The following is a 20,671-nucleotide window of genomic DNA, read 5'->3' on the forward strand; positions in this document are numbered from 1 at the left end:
GCATGCGGTACATCATTCGTACATATTTGCACAAAAGGGAGAAAAAATTGATTGAAAGGCGATGAAGACCTCTGATTGGAAGCGGACGTTACTGACGGGCCTGGTCGCGCTGTTGAGCGCCGGGCCGCTCCTGGCCTTTCAAGGTGCGCTGGGGAAGATGTGCCTGCCCGAAGTAGTACATTTTACACCGGCGGATTACAAGGCTCAACGCCAGAACTGGAGCCTGGTGCAGGATCCGAAAACCCGCTTCCTGTACGCCGGTAATTCGAAGGGATTGCTGGAATTCGACGGCCGTAAATGGCAGGTTTATACCTTACCCCGCCGGCAGATTGTGCGGTCGGTAGCGGTGGCCGACGGGAAGATATTCACCGGGGCCCTTCAGGAGTTTGGTTTCTGGCAGGCCGACAGCCAAGGCGTATTGCGCTACCATTCCCTCGCGGGGCAGATTCAGGACAAACGTTTCCGTAACGAAGAAATCTGGAATATCCTGCCCGTCCGGGATGCGGTCTATTTTCACTCCTTTGCTTTTCTTTTCCGGTACAAAAACAACAAAATCACCCAGATACCTACGCCGGGCAACGTCTTCTTCGCCTATGAAGTCAACAACCGCCTCCTGATCCAGTTTATAGACAAAGGACTCTTTGAGTGGGTGGGAGAGAAGTTTGTGCTGCTCAAAGGGAGCGAGTTTCTGGGGAAGGAGCGTATCCGCTGCCTGCTGCCCCTGAGCGGCAACCGGCTGCTCGTCGGCACCGACCGCCTGCTTTTGACATACGACGGACAGCAGTTCACCCGCATGCAATCCGAAGCGGAGTCGTTTCTTTCTGCCTACCACCTCAACAAGGCCATCCGGGTCGATGACCGTACCCTGGCTTTCGGATCGATCCTCAACGGGCTGATTCTCACGGATGAAAACGGAAACATTCTCACCCACCTCAACCAGAAAAAAGGACTTCAGAACAATACGGTACTCGCCCTCAGACGCGACGCCGACGGCAACGTCTGGACCGGCAACGACAGCGGAATAGACCTCGTCCTGCTGAGTTTACCGCTCCGTTATTACCAGGATCAGGACGGCGTGCTGGGTACGGTATACGACGCGGCCGTCTTCCGTGGGAAATTATACGTCGGAACCAATCACGGTGTTTTCGAAGTACCGCTGGCAGACCGGAATGCCGGTTTTCGCCTCGTTCCCGGTAGTCAGGGGCAGGTCTGGGACCTCGCCGTGATCGATGGAGAGCTTTTCTGTGGTCACAACGAAGGGACTTTTCTGATCCGGGACGGTACCTTTCAAAAGATATCGTCCGTCACCGGCGGCCTCGCCCTGATCCCGCTCACCCGCCATCCCGGGGTACTGCTGCAAGGGACCTATACTCATTTATGTGTATATAAAAAGATCGACGGCGCTTGGCAATTCAGTCATGTTCTTTCCGGTGATTTCTCGCTGACGCACCAGCTCGCCGAACTGGCCGACGGATCGGTCTGGCTCAAACGGAAATACGGCGGTCTGGCGGAGATTACCCTGTCGGATGATGTATCCAAACTGACTTCCGTCCGCACCATTGACGGTTTTCAGGATGCCAGCCTGACCTCGATGGAGGGCCGGGGAATATTATGCGCCGGCGGTCGTTCCTACGAGATACGCAACCGGAAAATCGTCCCGGTATCCCTCTTTGGAGAAGCGCCTATCCGGAATATCTTTCCGGTTGGATACCAGTCCTATGTCGTACTGAAAAACAACGGCGCATTGGGCTACTATCGCCCCGACCAGCCCGTCCAGGAGGTAAATCTGCGGCATATTCAATGGGTGGAAGGGTATGAGAACATTGTTCCGCTGGACGACGAGCAGGTACTCATCTGCCGGGACGATGGTTTTTCGGTACTGCCTGTTTCGTACCTCCGGAAGCGGGAAGATATGCCCTTTACCCGTCCTGACATACGCGAAATCCGGACCGATCAGCTCGAAATGGAGCTGTATCCACGCCAGCCGTTACCCAATCTCGCGCTCCGGCACTGGCAGAACGACCTCAGTTTCCGGATCAGTTCTACCCAGTACGAAGTCATTTTTGCCTGGCAATACTGGCTGGAAGGCAGCGGGAAGGAGCAGTGGTCAACCTGGCGGGAAGACGATTACCTCAAGTTTTCGGCGCTGCCACCCGGCGACTATGTCCTGCACCTCCGGTCGGCTTCTTCCCGGGATGAAACCGTGTTGCCGTTCCGGATACATCCGCCCTGGTACTGGAATACCTGGAGTCAGCTGATCTATACCTTATTGCTTATCGGGCTTTTGTATCTGGTGTACCGGTTGTACCGACGCCGGATTCAGACTCACCAGAACCGCATCCGTCAGAAAATGCAGGCCGAACTCGACGAGGAGCAGCGCCGCAATGCCCAGGTACTCGTAGAACTGCGAAACGAACAGCTGCGGAAGGATGTACACCGGAAATCGGAAGAGCTGGCGAACTCCGCCATGAACCTCCTGCACAAAAACGAATTACTCGAAACGCTCAAGCAGGAGCTCGAAAAACTGCGGAAAGAAATGGGGACCGACCGCGGCGCCCAGCAGTACCGGACACTGGTACAACTGATAGACCGCAACCTCGCCGACGAACACAGCTGGGAGCTGTTTGAGGCCAATTTCAACGATGTTCACGATCACTTCTTCAAAAAGCTGCTGGAGATGTTTCCGAACCTCACGCCGGGCGACCTCAAACTGGCGGCCTACCTGCGCATGAACCTGTCGAGCAAGGAAATCGCACAATTGCTCAACATCACCGTCCGAAGCGTGGAGTTAAAACGCTACCGCCTGCGCGGCAAGCTGGAACTGGCTACGGAACAGAACCTGAATGAATTTCTGATGAAGATGTGATGGCGCATGAGGCATGGGGCAGAGGGCATGGGGCGAGTATCCACCCCATGCCCTTTGCTACCTCAGCTTGAGTGTTACCAGCGTGAATACCGCGAAAATGATGCCTACGATGAGGAAGCGCATCACGATTTTCGGCTCAGGGATATTCGATTTCTGGTAGTGGTGGTGAAGAGGCGACATTTTGAAAAGCCTGTGAGACTGCGCATACTCCAGGCCGCGTCGTTTCTTCTGGTATTTGAAATAACCCACCTGCAGAATTACGGACATATTTTCGATCACGAAGATGCCGCAGAGAACAGGAATGAGGAGCTCTTTCCGGAGGACGATCGCGAGCGTCGCGATGACGCCGCCCAGCATCAGACTGCCCGTGTCGCCCATGAAAACCTGAGCCGGATACGTATTGTACCATAAAAACCCGATACAGGCTCCGATAAAGGCGCCGCAAAAGACGACCAGCTCGCCGGAATACGGAATGTAGTAGATATTCAGGTACTGGGAGAAAACCTTGTTACCCGAAAGGTAAGCCAGAATACCCAGCGTAAGTCCGATGATGGTGGAAGAACCCGCCGCGAGGCCATCGATTCCGTCGGTAATATTCGCGCCGTTTGAAATGAAGGTAATGATGAAAATAACGATGACGGTATACAGAATCCAGGTGTAGTCGTCGGGCAGGATGGAATCCGGGAGTATCTGTGAATAATCGATCTCGTTGTTTTTAAAGAAGGGAACGTTCGTCAGGAATGACTTGGTATCGGTAAACCGGCGTACGTCTTCAAAACCGCCGGGGGTATTGATTTTCGCGTCTTCGTATACCCGGATTTTAATATCGGGGGAAAAGTGCATCGTCAGGCCCACGAGAAGCCCGAGACCTACCTGCCCGACAATCTTGAACCGTCCGGGGAGACCTTCCTTGTTTTTCCGGAAGACCTTGATGTAGTCGTCCACAAACCCGATGAGCGAAGTCCATATTGTCGAAATCAGCAACAGTATGATGTAGGTATTGTTGAGGCGGGCAAACAGCAGTACCGGAACAACCAGCGCCAGGAGAATAATAAACCCGCCCATGGTAGGAGTACCTTTCTTCTGCATCTGGCCTTCGAGGCCGAGATCGCGGACGGTTTCGCCGATTTGCAGGCGTTGGAGGAACCAGATGATCCGTTTCCCGAACAGAATTCCGATAATGAGCGAAGTAACCGTTGCAGCGGCAGCCCGGAAGGTCAGGTATTGAAAAACTCCCGCACCGGGGATGTTGAAGGCTTTATCCAGGTAGTCGAAGAGATAGTAGAGCATGCCGGGGATTAGGTATCACAATGCGACTGCTAAGTTCATCAAAAGGACAGGAAAGGTGCAAATCCTCGGCAAAATACTGGAAAAAGAGAAAAGCCCGCCGGTGGGCGGGCTTTCGCAAATGGGGGAGTAACAGATGCCTATTCTGCGCCGTTGATTTTGGCAATCTCCTTGTCGATCTGGAAACGGCCGGTTCCGGCTTCTCCAATGACGTCGAAGAGTTCGACCGCCCGGCGTGCGTTTTGTTCTTCTTCAATTTGTTCCTGTACGAACCACTGGAGGAAACTCTCCGTCGCGTAGTCGTCAATTTTCCGGCAGAGGCCAACGATCCGGTTGATGGCGTTGGTTACATTGATTTCACTCTGAAGAGCGGTTTCGAATACTTCCCGGAAGGAGGCGTAATCCTGTGCAACTGCTCCGATTTCAGGAGCGTAAGCAGTTGCGCCCTGATCGGCCAGGTAGTGGAAAATCTTCAGCATATGACCGCGCTCCTCGTCTGACTGCTTGTAGAAATAGTCGGCTGAGTGGCGGTATCCGTTGCGATCACACCAGGAGGCCATCGCCAGGTATTTGGAAGAAGCTTCGGCTTCCATTTTCACCTGAGCGTTGAGGGCTATTTCCACTTCCTCTTTGAGGGAGGTACGAAGGCGTTGCAGATCTTTCATTGGTGACTGAGTATGTTATGAATGCGATAGATCAAAAAAATGCTCGTTGTCAGTGCCTTGATGGACTCTTCTTCGTCTGACTGTGAAACAAAAGTAGTATGCCACCGGACACGTTGAAATACTAACCCGCTGAAAAAGAGAAATTTAGAAAGAATCTTGTAACAAGAATAAATAAGGGAGGGGATTGGGAGGGCAGGAAAAGCTGCAGGCTATAAGCGATAGGCTGTAAGCACTAAGCTATGGGAAAGCGGCTGTGCTTCACAGACAAGTAATTAGGCGTCAGCGGCTTCCGGGGAAGAAATGAAAAGGAAGATACTAAATAAGAGCGGGGCAGGTCCCGCCGCAACCGGGCCTAAAGCCTATAGCTTATCGCCTATAGCCACCTCATTAACTGCCTCACGCATAGCTATAAAGCGTCTCGTGCAGCATGGAATTGAGATTCAGGGTAAACTGGGTGCCGGAAAGAAGCTCCCGGAGTTGAACGAGGTCACAAAGGGTAAGAACAAACGTCCGGTCCGCTTTCGGGGCTTCAATGACTTCCACATCAAACTCGTCGCCGAGATTGAAAATCATCTCATGGAGGTTTACATGCTCCACGCGTCGGCGAAATGCCACGAAATCCGAATAACGAAATGCCGAAATCTGACCTGCGAAGTCCAGCACGATCCGATTGGTCACATCACATTGGTAGGTAGTGCCTTTCGGGGTTTTATACAATTCGTACACAGTAATCGACCGGTTACTTGAAAACGTTAACTCTCTCGTCACAAAGATAGCACCAAGAGGGCTTTTAAAACAAGTTATTTAGAACAAGTAAAAATTATTTTCTCTATTATTTGGAATAAATCTAAATAACTCACTTCCTTTGTGTCGTCAAGATGGACAGAAGATAAAGGGGACAGCATCTTTTAACACTCCATCGTTTTTTTGCTCGTTGTTAGTTCAGAAAGAGCCTTCGTCGTACGAAGGCTCTTTTTATGCCCCTTTTGATAATAAACAGGATGATAACAGGATGAAATTGAAGAAAAGAAAGACAATGATACCGCAGAGCTAACATCCTCGTTCTGAACCGGATAACCGGACAGCTTATTTAGAAAAAAACTAAATAAAATCTTGCACAAGCAGATTTCAGACCTCAGTTTTGCATCAAATTAGAATTGGTCTAAATTAATTTGCAATGAGGTTCTTTACCCTACTGGCTGCCCTTCTGGTCGGCAGCACCAGTTTGATGGCACAAACAGGTATCGTCCGTGGAAAGATTACTACGGTCGACGGCAAAGCCGCCGAATACGTCAACATCAATATCCTCGGCACCCGCTTCGGAACGCTTTCTGATGCTTCCGGACGATTTGAAATCAAAAACGTCAAAAGCGGTACCTATACCCTGCGTGTCTCCCTCGTCGGGCTCGAAACAAAGGAACAGTCCATTCAGGTCCAATCCGGACAGGTTACGAACGTTCCGGATATCTTCCTCGCAGAAAATGCCAATCAGCTTCAGGAAGTGCTCGTTCTTGCCGGAGCCGGCAAATACAACGAAGGCGAAGTGTCTCCTTCGCTCCGTCTGGCAACTCCCATCCTTGAACTTCCCCAGAACGTACAGCTCCTGAGCAGTAAAATGCTGGCAGATCAGCAGGTTACGAGCATGAGTGACGGCGTCATCCGCAACGTGAGCGGCGCTACCCGCCTCGAACACTGGGGCGATATGTACACCAACGTACATGCGCGGGGTGACCGGGTTGCTGCTTTCCGGAATGGTGTCAACGTGACATCGCCGTGGGGGCCGCTGACGGAAGACATGAGCTTCGTCGAACGCATTGAATTTGTCAAAGGCCCTGCCGGCTTCATGATGTCCAACGGAGATCCGAGCGGTATCTATAACGTCGTAACCAAACGCCCGACCGGCGAAACCAGAGGTGAAGTAGGGTTGATGCTCGGCAGCTTTGATTTTTACCGGGCGACGCTCGACCTCGACGGAAAAATCAACGACCGGCTGCTCTACCGCGTCAATACCATGGGTCAGTCGAAAAACTCCTTCCGGGCAAACGAATACAACAACCGCTTCAGCATCGCACCGGTGCTGACTTATAAACTGAGCGATAAATCCACACTGACAGCGGAATACATTTACCAGTTCGCCCGGATGTCGAACGTCGGCAGCTACTACGTCTTTGATACAAAAGGATATGCGACGCTGCCCCGCGATTTTACATTGATGGAACCGGGTCTGGACCCGACAACCATCCACGACCACAACCTGAACCTGCAGTTCCAGCATCAACTTTCTGATAACTGGAAACTTACCGCTCAGCTTTCGTACTTCGATTACAAGCAGCAGGGGTCTTCGATGTGGCCGAACGCCGTCAATCCCGACGGATCGATCATCCGCAGTGTCAGTATCTGGGATGCGTCGAACGTGCAGAAATTCGGTCAGGTATTTGTCAACGGCGATATTAAAACGGGCGTTGTCCGCCACCGTATCCTTGGCGGACTGGACCTGGGCAGCAAAGAATACATGGCCGACTGGAACCAGGCCCATGCGCTGGATACCACCGGATCGTTCAATATTCACCACCCGGTATATGGCATGCCGGCGAATGGATTCCCTTCATTCGACCGCAGTAAAGGGCTCCGCGAGCGCGCCGGTCTCTACGGGATTGTCAGCCAGTCGTATACCGGTTTATACCTGCAGGACGAGCTGGGTTTCTTTGATAACCGCCTGCGCCTGACACTGGCCGGTCGCTATACCGACGCCCGCAACAACGATTACAATACCGTTACCTCCGCGAAGCGTTTCACGCCCCGGGTCGGTCTGAGTTATTCGATCAACGATAACACCGCCGTGTATGCCCTGTTCGATCAGACGTTTGTACCGCAAAGCGGGCTTCGCCGGGATGGCAAATCGATCGTTCCGATGACCGGCGACAACCTCGAAGCCGGTATCAAACGCAACTGGTTTGGCGGCAAGTGGATGACGTCATTGACGGTTTACCGGATTATTAAGAACAACCAGACTGTTCCGGATCCAAGTAACGGTGCCGGAGAATCGTACGTCGTTCAATTTGGCCAGACGAAAACGGAAGGAATTGAATTCGATCTCCGTGGAGAAATCGTTCCCGGCCTGACGCTGGTCGCCAACTACGCCCTGACCGATTCGAAAATCACGAAATCGACGACCGAATCGGAAATCGGTAACAAGGTGCCCGGTTATGCGAAACACAACGGCAATGCCTGGCTGAACTACAAGCTGCAAAAAGGCGTACTGAAAGGCCTCGGCATCTCGGCGGGGATCAACTACCAGGTTGACCGGACCACCTGGAGCTGGCCGGGCGCTACCGGACAAATGCCCCTGCCGGATTATACCCGTATTGACGGAGGCGCTTTCTGGGAAAACGGCAAAACCCGCCTGACACTCAACGTCTTCAACATTGCCAATAAATACCTCTATACCGGAGCCTCTTACGGCGCCTACTATTACTGGCAGGCAGAAGCGCCGCGCAACCTGCGCCTCGGCCTGATCCAGCGGTTCTGATCTGTTCCTTTTCCCGATTCCCGGCTGAGGAGGGGCGGTTTCGCCCTTCCTCCCGGATGTCGCATGCCAACCCGCACCTGAAACAGTCGCTTTCTTAACCACAAAACAGATGTCTGACGAATATTCCCGCCGCCCGGCGCTCCGCATCCTGCTGGGTTTTCTACTGCTCTTTTCGATGAATGCCTTTGCCCAGCAAAAAGGGCAGGTAAGGGGGCAGGTACTGACGAGTGACAACCGTCCTGCGCCTTTCGTTTCCGTCCTCGTCAAAGGAACCGCCATCGGTGGCCTGACGATGGAATCCGGTAATTACCAGCTGAAAAACGTACCCACCGGCCCGCAAATCCTCCTGATCAGCGTGGTAGGGTATGAGGCCGTGGAGGTAGCAATAGACGTAAAAACCGGCGTGAATCAGGCAGATATCGTTCGCCTGAAAGAAGATGAAAAAACACTGAATGAGGTAACCATTCGCGGGAAAGGCCGGTACGACAAGCAGGAAAGCGATTACGTCGCCCGGATTCCGATCAAAAACCTGGAAAACCCGCAGATTTATTCGACAGTTTCATCCGAACTGCTGAAAGAACAGGTTGTCACCAACTTCGACGACGCCCTCAAAAACGTACCGGGTGTGGATAAACTCTGGACCTCAACCGGCCGGGGTGGCGACGGCGCCGCGTACTTCACCATGCGCGGGTTTTCGATTCAGCCCAGTATGATCAACGGGGTAGCCGGTCTGTCGAACGGCGGTCTGGACCCCGCCAATATCGAACGGGTGGAAGTAATCAAAGGCCCCTCCGGAACGCTTTTTGGCAGCAGCCTGGTCAATTTCGGAGGTCTGATCAACCTCGTGACGAAGAAACCGCACGAAGTCAGCAAGGGAGAATTTTCCTACACGACCGGCTCCTATGGCCTGAACCGGCTCACGGCAGACGTCAATACTCCGCTTTCGGACAAAGTCTTTTTCCGGGTAAACGGCGCGCTTCATACCGAAAACAGCTTCCAGGACGCCGGCTTCAAACGCACCGGATTTATCGCGCCGTCGCTGCTCTTCAAGGCCAGCGACCGCCTGACGGTACACCTCAACGCGGAAGTATTCACTTCAAAGGCCACCAACCCGCTGATGGTCTTCCTCAACCGCTCCCGGACGCTGATCGCCAAAACGCCGAAAGAGCTGGGAATCAACTGGAACCGCTCGTTTACCTCTGATGACATTACCGTCAGCACGCCTACTACCAACCTGTACGGACAGGTGAGCTATAAACTTTCTGACAAATGGACGTCGCAGACAAACGTCTCTTCCAGCGTCCGCAAGTCGGTGGGTCTATACTCCTATGTAATGTTTCTGGACGCGGTCAAACCGGCAAACGATACCCTGCTGAGCCGGTATGTAGGCGATCAGAACGCGACGACGACGACGACGTCTCTCCAGCAGAATTTCATCGGCGATTTCCGCATCGGATCGGTCCGGAACCGGGTAGTCGCCGGTCTTGATTACCTCGGTACCAAAGCGCGTACCTATTCGTCCTATATTCTGTTTGATAATGTTAATAGTGTGCGTCTCAATGATGTCCGGTACTCCCAACTGACCCGCCCGGCAGTAGAAGCGAAGCTGGCGCAGGTAACGGCTCCGACTAAAAACACTGCTGAATCGCATACCTATAGTGCCTATGTCTCCGACGTTATCAATGTCACGGACCAGTTGCTGGCGATGCTGAGCGTGCGGTTCGACCGGTTTGACAATAAGGGTACCTACAACATCCGGACCGGAGCTACGACCGGCGCATATACCCAAAACGCCGTTTCGCCCAAGTTTGGCCTGGTATATCAGGTCATGAAAGACCGTCTTTCTGTCTTCGCGAACTACATGAACGGGTTCAAGAACGTAGGCAACGGAACGCAGCCGGACGGCTCCGTCGCCGTATTCAAACCCCAGCAGGCCAACCAGTTCGAGGCCGGTGTGAAGGGTGAGCTTTTTGACGGAAAACTGACCGGAAGCGTGAGCTATTACGATATCTATGTCAGCGACATTACCCGGCCTGATCCCGAGCGCGTTGGTTTCACGATTCAGGACGGAAACATGTCGAGCAAAGGTATCGAGTTCGAACTGGCGGCGCATCCCGTACCAGGCCTCAACCTGATCGCCGGGTATGCGCACAATGACAGTAAAAACGAAAAAACCGATGCCGGTTCTATCGGCCGGCGGACGGTCGGTTCGGGCCCTGCCGATCTCGCCAACCTCTGGATCAGCTATGCGCCCGTCGCCGGTTCGCTCAAGGGCCTGGGTTTTGGTATCGGTGGAAACTATGCCGGTGAAAACATCATCACCAACTCAGCCGCGACGGGTCAGTTTATCGTTCCGGCCTATACCGTGCTGAATGCGACGGCCTTTTATGACACGCCGTCGCTTCGGTTCGCCCTCAAGGCCGACAACTTTACCAACCAGCTCTACTGGAAAGGATGGACGACAGTCGAGCCCCAGAAGCCCCGCAGTATAGCTGCCAGCGTGATCTTCCGCTATTGATATTGTATACCCGGGTTTCGGCAACGGAGCCCGGGTAATTTATTGATTACCTGTTTATTATCCTTCACGATCTCACCCATATCCTGATGAACCGACGACTATGGATCTTCGTCCTGCTGCAACTGGCAGGATGCCTCGCCTACGCCCAGACGCGCAGCAAAAATGTGCTGCAGGGGACTATTCTGACGCTGGACCGGAAGCCGGCCGCCTTTGTCAGCGTTGTCCTGAAAAATACCCGCGCCGGTGCACTGACGGACGAAAACGGCCACTGGACGCTGCGCAACGTCCCTTCAGGGGCGCAGGTACTGGTGGTTCGTATTGTCGGGTACGAAAGCCGCGAAATTCCGGTACAGGTAGCTGAGGGGCAAACGACGACCGTCGAAACCATTCAACTCAACGAAGACCACCAGACCCTTCAGGAAGTGACCGTTACCGGCACGAACCGTTTCGGACAACGGGAGAGTGAATATGCCGCCCGTCTTCCGATCAAAAACCTGGAAAACCCGCAGGTATACAACGTTGTGACGAAGGAGCTGGCACAGGAGCAACTGGCTGTCGACTATAAAAACATGCTCCGCAACGTACCCGGCGCCGGTGTCGGCTTCGGCGGCGTCAACAACGGCGTTACCTACCTCATTCTCCGCGGATTTTGGGTGACGAGTCAGGTTCGCAACGGCATGGCTTCCCAGCAGTACGCCGGTATTGATCCGGTAAATGTGGAAAAAGTGGAAGTGTACAAAGGCCCCTCCGGCACGCTGTTCGGTTCGAGCCTGATTTCGTTCGGGGGACTTTCGAATCTCGTTACCAAGAAACCCTACGAAACCTTTGGCGGAGAAGTGAGCTATACCGGTGGAAAATGGGGCCTCAGCCGCCTTGCCGTCGACGTCAATACCCCGCTGAACGACGATAAATCAGCCCTGCTGCGCGTCAATGCGGCTGCCCATAGCGAGCGTAGTTTCCAGAACTTCGGCTTTCAGCGGAGCTATGCCGTGGCGCCGAGTTTTTCGTTCAAAGTCAACGACCGGTTGTCGTTTTTAGTTGATGCGGAATTTTACAAGACGGAGCGGTCGACGATGCCCGCCAATTCCTTCGCCAACGTTACCTTCAAAAACATCAAAAACGCCCCGATTGGCTATACCCAGTCGATCAACAGCAACGATCCCCTTCTCAAAATGGGATCGCAGAATGTGTTCATTAAAGCCGACTACAAGATTTCCCGGAACTGGGTTTCGACCACGCAGTATGCTTACGGGAATGTGGATTTCAACAACGTAAACTACATCTGGCCGGCGACATGGACGAGCGACAGTACCATTGCCCGGAACCTCTCCACCGGTCGGAGCAGCTATACGCGTTCGTCTCAGTTTCAGCAAAATGTTACGGGCGATATCCGGCTGGGTGCGCTGCGCAACCGTGTCGTGATCGGGTTTGACGCTTATGGCTATGTGGCGCTGACGCAATCGCTCGGGACGATTGCCTATGATGTGATTAATATCCGGAAGCCGATTACCCCGATTTCGATGGCGAAAGTAGAGCAACTCGCCGCGAATGCGACGATGTCTACCTCGCTGGCAAAACAAAACCGGTACAGCGTCTATATCTCCGATGTGCTGAATATCACCGACAAACTCATGGCGATGGCTTCTGTACGGGTCGAAAAACTGGACAACCAGGGTACTTCGGTCAACGGGCAGACGCCTGCGGCTTCCGGCGTGTACCAGCAAACGGCGGTTTCGCCGAAGTTTGGCGTGGTGTACCAGCCGATCAAGGACCAGCTTTCCGTTTTTGCGAACTACATGAACGGCTTCCAGAACGTCGCACCGATTACGCAACCGGACCAGTCGGTTTTCAGTCCCAAACCGCAGTACGGGAATCAATGGGAAGTAGGGGCGAAGGCGGAAACCTTCGGTCGCCGCCTGGCCGCAACCGTCAGCTACTATACAATCAACCTGAGCAACGCCGTGCGGGTTGACCCGACACGGCCGGGCTTTCAGATCCAGGACGGTACGCAGGAAAGCAAGGGTATCGAACTGGACATTGTCGCGAACCCGGTTCCCGGCCTGAATCTCGTGGCGGGGTATGGCCACAACGCCTACAAGTACACCAAATCCAGCGCTGTCAACGAAGGGCAGGGGTCGGGTCTGCCGGCGGATATGGCCAATTTCTGGGCGAGCTACCGCTTCCAGACCGGCGCCGTGAAGGGCATTGGCCTGGGGATCGGCGGAAACTACGTCAGCGCCTGCTATCCGAACAACGAGTCGGGTGCGCTGACGATCCCGTCTTACACCAAATTCGATGCGACAGCTTTCTACGATCAGCCCAAATGGCGGCTTGGTATTAAGCTCAACAATTTCACGGGGCAGAAATACTGGGGGCTCAACTACGATCCCCAGCCGCTCCGCCAGTTTATTGCCAGCCTGAGCTATAAGTTATAAGCCGGGTCCGGAGGTATCCGGAAGAGAAAGAGAATCCCTGCCGGATACCGGCAGGGATTTTTGTTTGGTATTTAATTCGAAACCTGCGTTGATTTTCGTCCCGCGAAAACCGGTGATTCGTCCCAGAAAAAGCATACTCAACCCGGATTTGGATCACTCACCCCCGAAATCTTCCTTTTAGCTATCAATTCTGTTGAAGATTGATGAAATTCGGAACAAGTTCGCGTCGTTCTCACATCTGAGGTCGTTTCACGAACCTGTATTTGACGCTTATTCCATGATCGCTTTATCGTTCCGGACCTTCCTTTACACCTTTGTCGCCGCCGCTGTACTCTCTTCCTGTGGAGGAGGTGGTCGCCGGGGTAATCACGGCAAAGAAGAGACTGATCCGCCGGCTGCCTCGCAGGAACCTGCCGCGGGTACGGCCGCTGCCGGGCCGTCTGCCGCCGCCCCCAAATCCCTTCGCGCCAAGCTGTACCTGGAAGCCAGCGGAAGCATGTTTCCGTATGACGCGCCCGGCAGCAAAGGCGAGTTCAATGCCTCGCTGCAACAATTGCTCACAGCGTTTGAAACAGAAAAGGGAGGTTCAACGGAGCTGTTTGCGGTCAATGACAATGTATATCCGCTCGGCGTGAGTTTTCAGGAACTGGTGGAAAAGCCGGACGTCTTCAGCCTCGCTCGGGGAAAAGGTGATTCGAAAAACACGGATTTTAGCCTGATTTTCAAGACGATTCTTTCCGATTTGAAGGAAGGAGATGTCGGGGTATTGTTTTCCGATCTGATTTATTCGACGCCGTCGACCTCCGCGCAGTCGTCCGCCAAAATCCTCGCAGATGTTGAAACCCTGATGCAGACGACCTTCGCGCCCCAGGCCAAAGGCAAATCCCTGCTGCTGCTGCAACTCACCGGCGAATTCAAAGGTACCTATTACCCGCATCACGGCGGCGGCAAAGCCTATGCCGGCTCGCGACCATACTACATTGCCCTCCTGGCGACCAACGCCACGATGAAGGCGCTGCTGTCGGAAGAGAAATTCGAATCCCTCCGCCGGTTTGAAGAACTGCCGGGTTTTGAGTCGTTTCACTACTTTACCAGCGCGGCAGACAACGTTCCGTTTTATACCGTCCTGCTGAAAGATGCCGACCAGGCCGGGAGCTTTGAACAAAGCCACCAGGAGCGCAAGAACGACAAAGCCGCCGTACATACGCTGGAGAGCATCGATGCCGACCGGAAAACAAAGGGCCTGACGATTGTACTGGGCGTAGACCTCGGTGGTTTTTACCTGCCGGAAGCATATAAAACCAATCCGAAATCGTATGTACTCGAGTCGGACGAAGGGTTCCGTATCCAGAAAATCATCGCCGAGAAAGGCCCCGAAGGGTATACCCACAAATTTCTGCTGAATACCGCTGAGCCTCAGGGCGGCGGGAAACGGGAAATTACGCTGCGGCTGAAGCGCCGGTTCCCGCCGGACTGGATCGCCCGGACGACAACCGAAGACGACACCGATACCCGCTCCGGGGATTTTGCCGGATCGACTTTCGGCTTGCTCAACTTCACCCGCGGCATTGAAAAAGCCTATAACCCGCAGAAAGCTGACACGTATTTTGCCGTGACGGTATACCTGCAGGATTGATAATCAGGGGATTCGTCCCCGCCCGAAAAACCGTTACCTCATTCTCTCCATCTACGATATGGAAAACCTTCTCTATGATTTTTATGCGCTTTTTGCCGAGCGCTCCCTCATTGACGACCTCTACGATGAGACTCTCCTCACTCCGCTGACGCTGATGATGAAAGGTATTCCCCTCATCGGAGCTGCTATTTTCTACTTCGGACTGAACAAGGTCCGCTATGCCAAGTTTTCGGTATGGAGCAGTATGCTGGCGGCCTGCTCGGTGCTGGTGATGATCATCACGATTGTGACCTGTAACCAGAAAGCGGCGCAGGAAATACCCCGGAAGAAAGGCCACCCCGAACTCGGCCGCTACTTCGATCAGGGCGGTAGTGTTTTCTTCGGCTTCGGCTTCGAAATGCTGCTCCTCTCGGCGCTGGTCTTCTTCGTCGTCTCCCTGATCATTAAGAATTTGAGTACGAATAACCGGAAGATTCCGTTTTAGGTGTTTTCGGTTTTCTGTTGACGGTTTTCAGTTGGCCGGTCGGCTCCCTGAACTGTAAACAGAAAACCGCAAACCGCAAACTTACCACTGTATGTCACGACTCTTTCTCTTCGCCATCGGCGGGACGGGTGCGCGGGTAGTCAAATCCCTGACGTATCTGCTGGCGTCGGGTGTCAAGCTCCGGAACACCACGCAGGTGATTCCGATTCTGATGGACCCGCATGCCGAAAACAAGGATCTCAAGCGGACGCGGGAGTTGCTGAGCTATTACCAGAACGTCCGCTCGTCTTTGCAGACACCGCCTTCGTCAGGCCTTTTCGGAACCGATATTCAGACGCTGAAACGGCAGCTGCCCAGCGCCTCCATCTCGGATTCCTTTCAATACGAACTCAAGGGAGTCAGCGATGAGAAATACGAAAACTACATCGGCTATGACTCCCTCGACGAAGCCAACCAGGCGCTGGCAGGGCTGCTTTTCTCCAAAGAACAGCTCGCCACGAAAATGGATATCGGCTTCGTCGGAAACCCGAATATCGGATCCGTGGTACTGAACCAGTTCGAGGAATCGGAGGAGTTCAAAGCCTTCGTCAGTACCTTCAAAAAGGAAGACAAGGTATTCATTGTCAGTTCTATTTTCGGGGGAACAGGCGCCGCCGGTTTCCCGATTATCCTGAAAAACATCCGCGGATACGGCGGGTCGGACGCCAAGGACGTACGTGAGGCGCGTATCGGCGCTATTTCCGTGCAGCCGTATTTCGATGTGTACTCCGCTTCGGTACAGGATAAGGTAATCGATAATGCGACCTTTATCTCCAAAACCAAAGCCGCACTCGGGTACTACCAGAACAGCCTTTCCAGCCGGGAATACCCCAAGCTGAATGCCCTCTACTACCTGGCTGAGAGCTTCCGGAGCCCGTATGAGTACGATCCCGGATCAGCAGGTCAGCAAAACGACGCCCACTATGTCGAAATGGTGGCGGCGTTGTCGGTCGTCGATTTCTGCGAACATGCCGGCGAGTTTGAATGCGAACTGCGCAACGGGCAGGTAGTAGCCCGTAATCCCCGCTACTCTGAATTTGGCCTGAATACCAATAATCCCCGGCTTTCCCTGGCGGATTTTGTGGATAAAACACGACAGGTTGTCGGCGGACCGCTCGCCCAAATGGCGTTGCTCAGCCAATACCTCAAAACGCGCATCGAGCGGGACGGTATCCTGGGTAGCAACAGCGCGCCGTGGTCGAGCAAGGAAGCCCCGAAAATCGGCCCGGATTTCCGGCAGACGAAGTTTTACCGGAACCTGCACGACTTCAACGAAGGCTTCCGCCTGTGGCTCACCGAGATGAACGACCACGACCGGAATATCTTCAACAAACGTACCTTCCGGCCGTTTAACCTGGCTACAGAAGACCTCGGCAAGTTTGTTCCTGGTTTTGAGCGAACAAAAAAGAACCTCTTCGGCAAGACGGTCGACGTGGAAATTGAAATGAACAAAGGGGAATTCGACGAGTACCTCAATGCCGAATCCAAAGGGAAAACATACGTGACTCCGGAAGACAAGTTCCTCCAGCTCATGGATTCCTGTACGGCGCAGTTCCTCCGGAAAGAATACCCCCAGCTGATTGCCTGAAAACGGCCGTATTGTCAACCAACGAAACGCAAGTACCATGTCTGATCAGTCATTGAAACGGGAACTGACCCTGCACGACCGCTCCGCTTCGGTAGACGGCCACTGGTTTGTTTCCCAACCGTATAATACCGATCTGATCGAAGCCATCGAGGACAAGGCGAAGGGGGATACTGAAAAGGATCCTACGTCGATTCCGAGTCCCTTTGCCCGGTTTGATCTGGTGAAGTCCGCTTTCCGGAATCTGATTCTCCGCGGGGACCTGCGCGGCTCCGCCAACGACGAGCGGATGGTTTCCGCCTGCTTCGATGTCGGGGAGATTTTTTACAATTACGACAAGTTCAAATCGCCGCGCGGACCGGTCCGTATCATTACCTGGGACCGTGAACAAGCACTCCGCACACTGAAAAACGGCTCACGCAACCACCAGCGTCTGGGTAGTGCGATCGACCTGTACCTCCGCGAAGATTCCGGCAGCTACAATTTCAACGGCCTCCGGAAGATATTCATCCTGCATTACCAAAGCCGGGAAGGAACGGGCGTGATCGGCGGGACCTCGCCGGCGACGCTCTTTTTTACCGCGCCCAACGACCTCGGCTTCGTCAATATCACCTTCGGCAACCATCGGGTGTTCGACCGGAATAACCCGGTGCCGCTGCACGACAGAGACATCGAATACCAGGTATTCTGGCACGGGCTCAAGCGGTTTATGCCGGGTTTCCGGGAGCTGTTTCCGGAAGTATCGGAATACCTCAGCCGCAGCCTCGAAATCCTGCACAGCAAAAACTACGAGTTCTGGCAGCGCATTGGCGCGAACGGCCAGAACCTGCGGGAAGAAGCCTGGAACGCCGATTTCCCGGAACTGGAATTCGATACCAACCAGACCGTTGAGTTTATCGCCGGCAACGGCGGCCCTGCCTTCAAAATGCGGAAAGTGGCCTCCGGACCGGAAGTCATCCAGGGCCTGAGTCACTTCCTCATCAGCCCGACCGAGGAAACGGATGAAACCGGCGCCCGCCGGCCCCGCTACCAGGGCAAACCGGCGCCGATGATCCTGTCGAAGGACTTCTTCGAGCCGATTCCGTATACCCGTATTCCGTGGAAGGATACGATCGACGTGAAGCATTATGTCCCGGAAGACTGGCGGCAAAACCAGCGCCAGCTACCGGGTCAGGCGGATTATTATCCCTACCTCACCACCAGCGATTTCCTGGAGCCATACCTGATCCGGCTGGTGTATCCCATTCATTCCCAGCGGTATTTTGACGGGGGACTGAAAAACGTTCAGAAGAGCTACCTGCTCCCGCTGAAGCCCGATTTCTTCACCTTCTTCTCGGCACAGGACCTGATCCGGGGTGGAGAAGTGAATATCCAGATGGAAGAACGGGCGGGCGGGTCGGTCCGGGTGACGCTCCAGATACCCCTCGGTCGCTGGGATGCTTCCGTGCAGAAGGTTGTCCCGACCGGGCGCTCCCTGAAGCTCTCCCGGATGTATTACGACGACCCAACGAAGACGCCGAGTGAAGAGAAAAACGAAGGGGTAATCGCCGAGCACCAGTTCGGACTCACGGTTTTTCCGTTTGTACAGGTGAAACGGCCGGCATACTCCGACTTCAAACCCATGTACCGCGTGCACCTGGTAGACCGGGATGTGGCCGCTCACAGCTTCAAAAACGAGTACAAGCTCAGTTTCTTCGACGCGAAAAACGACGTCATACCCGTTCCGGCGAACCGGGTCCGGCCACGGAGCCAGAAGGCCATTAACAGCGGAGCGAAATCAGAAGTCCACGTCTTAGAAGCAGACTTTGAGCGAATAGTTGTCGAAGTCGCCGGACATAGAGGTGTCATCTTGCCGAAGTTTGAAATTCGTGAGATGAAAGATACTGTATTCACATTTGCAGTAGACTTCGGGACGACAAACACGCACGTTGAGTTTCTTACATCGGAAGATCGTCAGCCTAAACCGTTTACGATTGACACCGATGTACAGATTGCGACTTTGTATGACCCTGCGTTTGCGGAGCAGGACAAAGGATTCAATAATACCAAGGCATCTTTTATTTCTGAATTGGTGCCGCTGGAACTGATGCCGGAGCGATTGGGTGAGACGTATCTCTGTAAGTTTCCTCAACGCACTGCATTGATTGAAAACAGGCCCAGTTTTTCAGGAGAAAATTTATTTGGTTTTGGTGATTTCAATATTGGGTTTTTGTATGAAAAGACATCCCTTTCGGATTATACCATATCAACAAACCTGAAATGGTCTGATTTTAGTAAAAACGTAAAAGCGCAAAAACGCATCGAAGGTTTCTTGCAGTCACTTTTGCTGCTTATCCGTAACAAAGTTTTGCTGAATGGAGGTGACTTATCCAAAACTGAGCTGCTTTGGTTTTATCCCTTAAGCATGGTTGAGAACCAACGGAACTACTTCGAAGGATTGTGGAATAAGCTCTTTTCGGAAACCATCAGTAGGGAGCGTGTTCCGCGGAAAGTTCCCGAAAGTATCGCACCTTTTTACTGGTATAGTCGAGGAGGAAGTAGCAGTCAGCCCATCACGTCTAATCTGTATCCGGCAGCATTAATTGATATTGGAGGAGGAACCTCGGATATAGTTATTTTTGAAAATAATGAGCCTTCGTTGCTGACTTCAGTAAGGTTTGCCGCAAATGCCATTTTCGGCGACGGGTTTACGCTGGACGGCGCAAGAGCGAGGAATGGTTATTACAAAAAGTACCATGAGGAAGTTGAGCATCACCTGAAAACAAATTTCGGAAAGTTGAATACAGCTTACGAAGCGATACAGTCAGGTAATCACTCCGAAGACATTGTTGCCTTCTACTTTTCCCTCAAGAATAACAAAGACCTTGCTGAAAAAGCCGCCTACGATTTCAACGACCGCCTCGCCAACGACGCCGACATGAAGATCGTCCCGCTGGTGTTTTACACAGCGCTGATCTACCACGTGGCGCGGCTGATGAAGGCAAACGGCAAGCAGTTCCCGCGGTACATCGCTTTCAGCGGTACCGGCTCGAAGGTGCTGGATATCCTGACGCCGCGGAACGTTGCCCTGGCTGACCTGGCCAAGCTGATTTTCGAGGATGTGTATGGCGAGCCGTACCATGCCGACGGCCTCGATATCGTCCGGGAGCGCAATTCCCCGAAAGAATCGACCTGTAAAGGCGGCCTGAAAATGCCCGGCCTCAATTTTGCAAGGGAGGACGACGGTACGCTCGAAGCCAAAATGGACAAGATCAAGACCGTATTGTGGGGCACGACGGAAGATCGCCTCGTCGTACGCGGCGATACCTACCAGAAGATAGACAGCGAAGTGCTGCAGGGCGTAGCCGACGAAGTGAAGAAGTTTGTGGATATGCTTTTCGGCCTCGAATTCTCCTTCAGCGGAAAATTCGGTGTGAACGAAGGGCGGCTGGAGCAGTACAAGGACATCCTCCTCCGGAATCTCCTGCAAAATGTATACAGCGGCTGGGAAATGCGACGGGAAGGCCTTGATAACCTCAACAGCCCGATCGAAGAATCCCTTTTCTTCTATCCGCTGCTCGGCGCACTCAATCAGCTCGCGTGGGAAGCCGCCAACGGCTGAGTCCCGTAGATACCCGAACGGGGCGC

At 53.5% G+C, this 20,671-nt stretch carries 11 protein-coding genes; 8 read left to right on the forward strand and 3 right to left on the reverse strand.

All coding sequences use genetic code 11. The features are described 5' to 3' along the window. The first annotated feature begins 61 nt into the window (after positions 1-61). Positions 62-2,866 (forward strand): hypothetical protein, encoded by a 2,805-nt coding sequence (locus BLR09_RS21060; protein ID WP_093207631.1) that lies wholly within the window; start codon positions 62-64, stop codon positions 2,864-2,866. A 57-nt stretch (positions 2,867-2,923) separates the two neighbouring features. Here the strand turns inward: BLR09_RS21060 and mraY are convergent, their stop codons facing one another. From mraY to BLR09_RS21075, 3 genes are all read right to left on the reverse strand, one after another. After that, on the reverse strand, positions 2,924-4,156 hold the full coding sequence (gene mraY, locus BLR09_RS21065; RefSeq protein ID WP_093207633.1) for a phospho-N-acetylmuramoyl-pentapeptide-transferase: 1,233 nt from the start codon (positions 4,154-4,156) through the stop codon (positions 2,924-2,926). Between the two features lie 137 nt (positions 4,157-4,293). Further along, positions 4,294-4,818, reverse strand: coding sequence for a ferritin (locus BLR09_RS21070; protein ID WP_093207635.1), 525 nt, complete (start codon positions 4,816-4,818; stop codon positions 4,294-4,296). 396 nt (positions 4,819-5,214) lie between these two features. Further along, the gene (locus tag BLR09_RS21075) at positions 5,215-5,544 is read right to left on the reverse strand and encodes a hypothetical protein (protein WP_093207637.1); all 330 of its coding nucleotides are present in this window, start codon (positions 5,542-5,544) and stop codon (positions 5,215-5,217) included. 451 nt (positions 5,545-5,995) lie between these two features. Here BLR09_RS21075 and BLR09_RS21080 point away from each other — a divergent pair, with 451 nt between their 5' ends. The 7 genes from BLR09_RS21080 (at position 5,996) to BLR09_RS21110 (ending at position 20,645) form a co-directional block, all read left to right on the forward strand. Beyond that, positions 5,996-8,347 (forward strand): TonB-dependent siderophore receptor, encoded by a 2,352-nt coding sequence (locus BLR09_RS21080; RefSeq protein WP_093207639.1) that lies wholly within the window; start codon positions 5,996-5,998, stop codon positions 8,345-8,347. A gap of 109 nt (positions 8,348-8,456) precedes the next feature. Beyond that, positions 8,457-10,865, forward strand: a complete 2,409-nt coding sequence (locus BLR09_RS21085; protein ID WP_093207640.1) for a TonB-dependent receptor — start codon at positions 8,457-8,459, stop codon at positions 10,863-10,865. Positions 10,866-10,951: 86 nt separating this feature from the next. After that, the gene (locus BLR09_RS21090; protein WP_093207642.1) at positions 10,952-13,300 is read left to right on the forward strand and encodes a TonB-dependent receptor; all 2,349 of its coding nucleotides are present in this window, start codon (positions 10,952-10,954) and stop codon (positions 13,298-13,300) included. Between the two features lie 277 nt (positions 13,301-13,577). Beyond that, positions 13,578-14,936, forward strand: a complete 1,359-nt coding sequence (locus BLR09_RS21095; protein ID WP_143011176.1) for a hypothetical protein — start codon at positions 13,578-13,580, stop codon at positions 14,934-14,936. Between the two features lie 58 nt (positions 14,937-14,994). Beyond that, positions 14,995-15,420: a hypothetical protein gene (locus tag BLR09_RS21100; protein WP_093207645.1), complete on the forward strand. Its 426-nt coding sequence runs from the start codon at positions 14,995-14,997 to the stop codon at positions 15,418-15,420. 91 nt (positions 15,421-15,511) lie between these two features. Beyond that, complete coding sequence (locus BLR09_RS21105; protein ID WP_093207646.1) at positions 15,512-17,047, forward strand: hypothetical protein; 1,536 nt, start codon at positions 15,512-15,514, stop codon at positions 17,045-17,047. A 37-nt stretch (positions 17,048-17,084) separates the two neighbouring features. Then, a complete protein-coding gene (locus BLR09_RS21110; RefSeq protein ID WP_093207648.1) occupies positions 17,085-20,645 on the forward strand; it encodes a cell division protein FtsA in 3,561 nt (1,186 codons plus the stop codon). Positions 20,646-20,671 lie beyond the last annotated feature (26 nt).

The sequence above is a fragment of the Siphonobacter aquaeclarae genome (assembly GCF_900103285.1).
Lineage (GTDB): Bacteria > Bacteroidota > Bacteroidia > Cytophagales > Spirosomataceae > Siphonobacter > Siphonobacter aquaeclarae.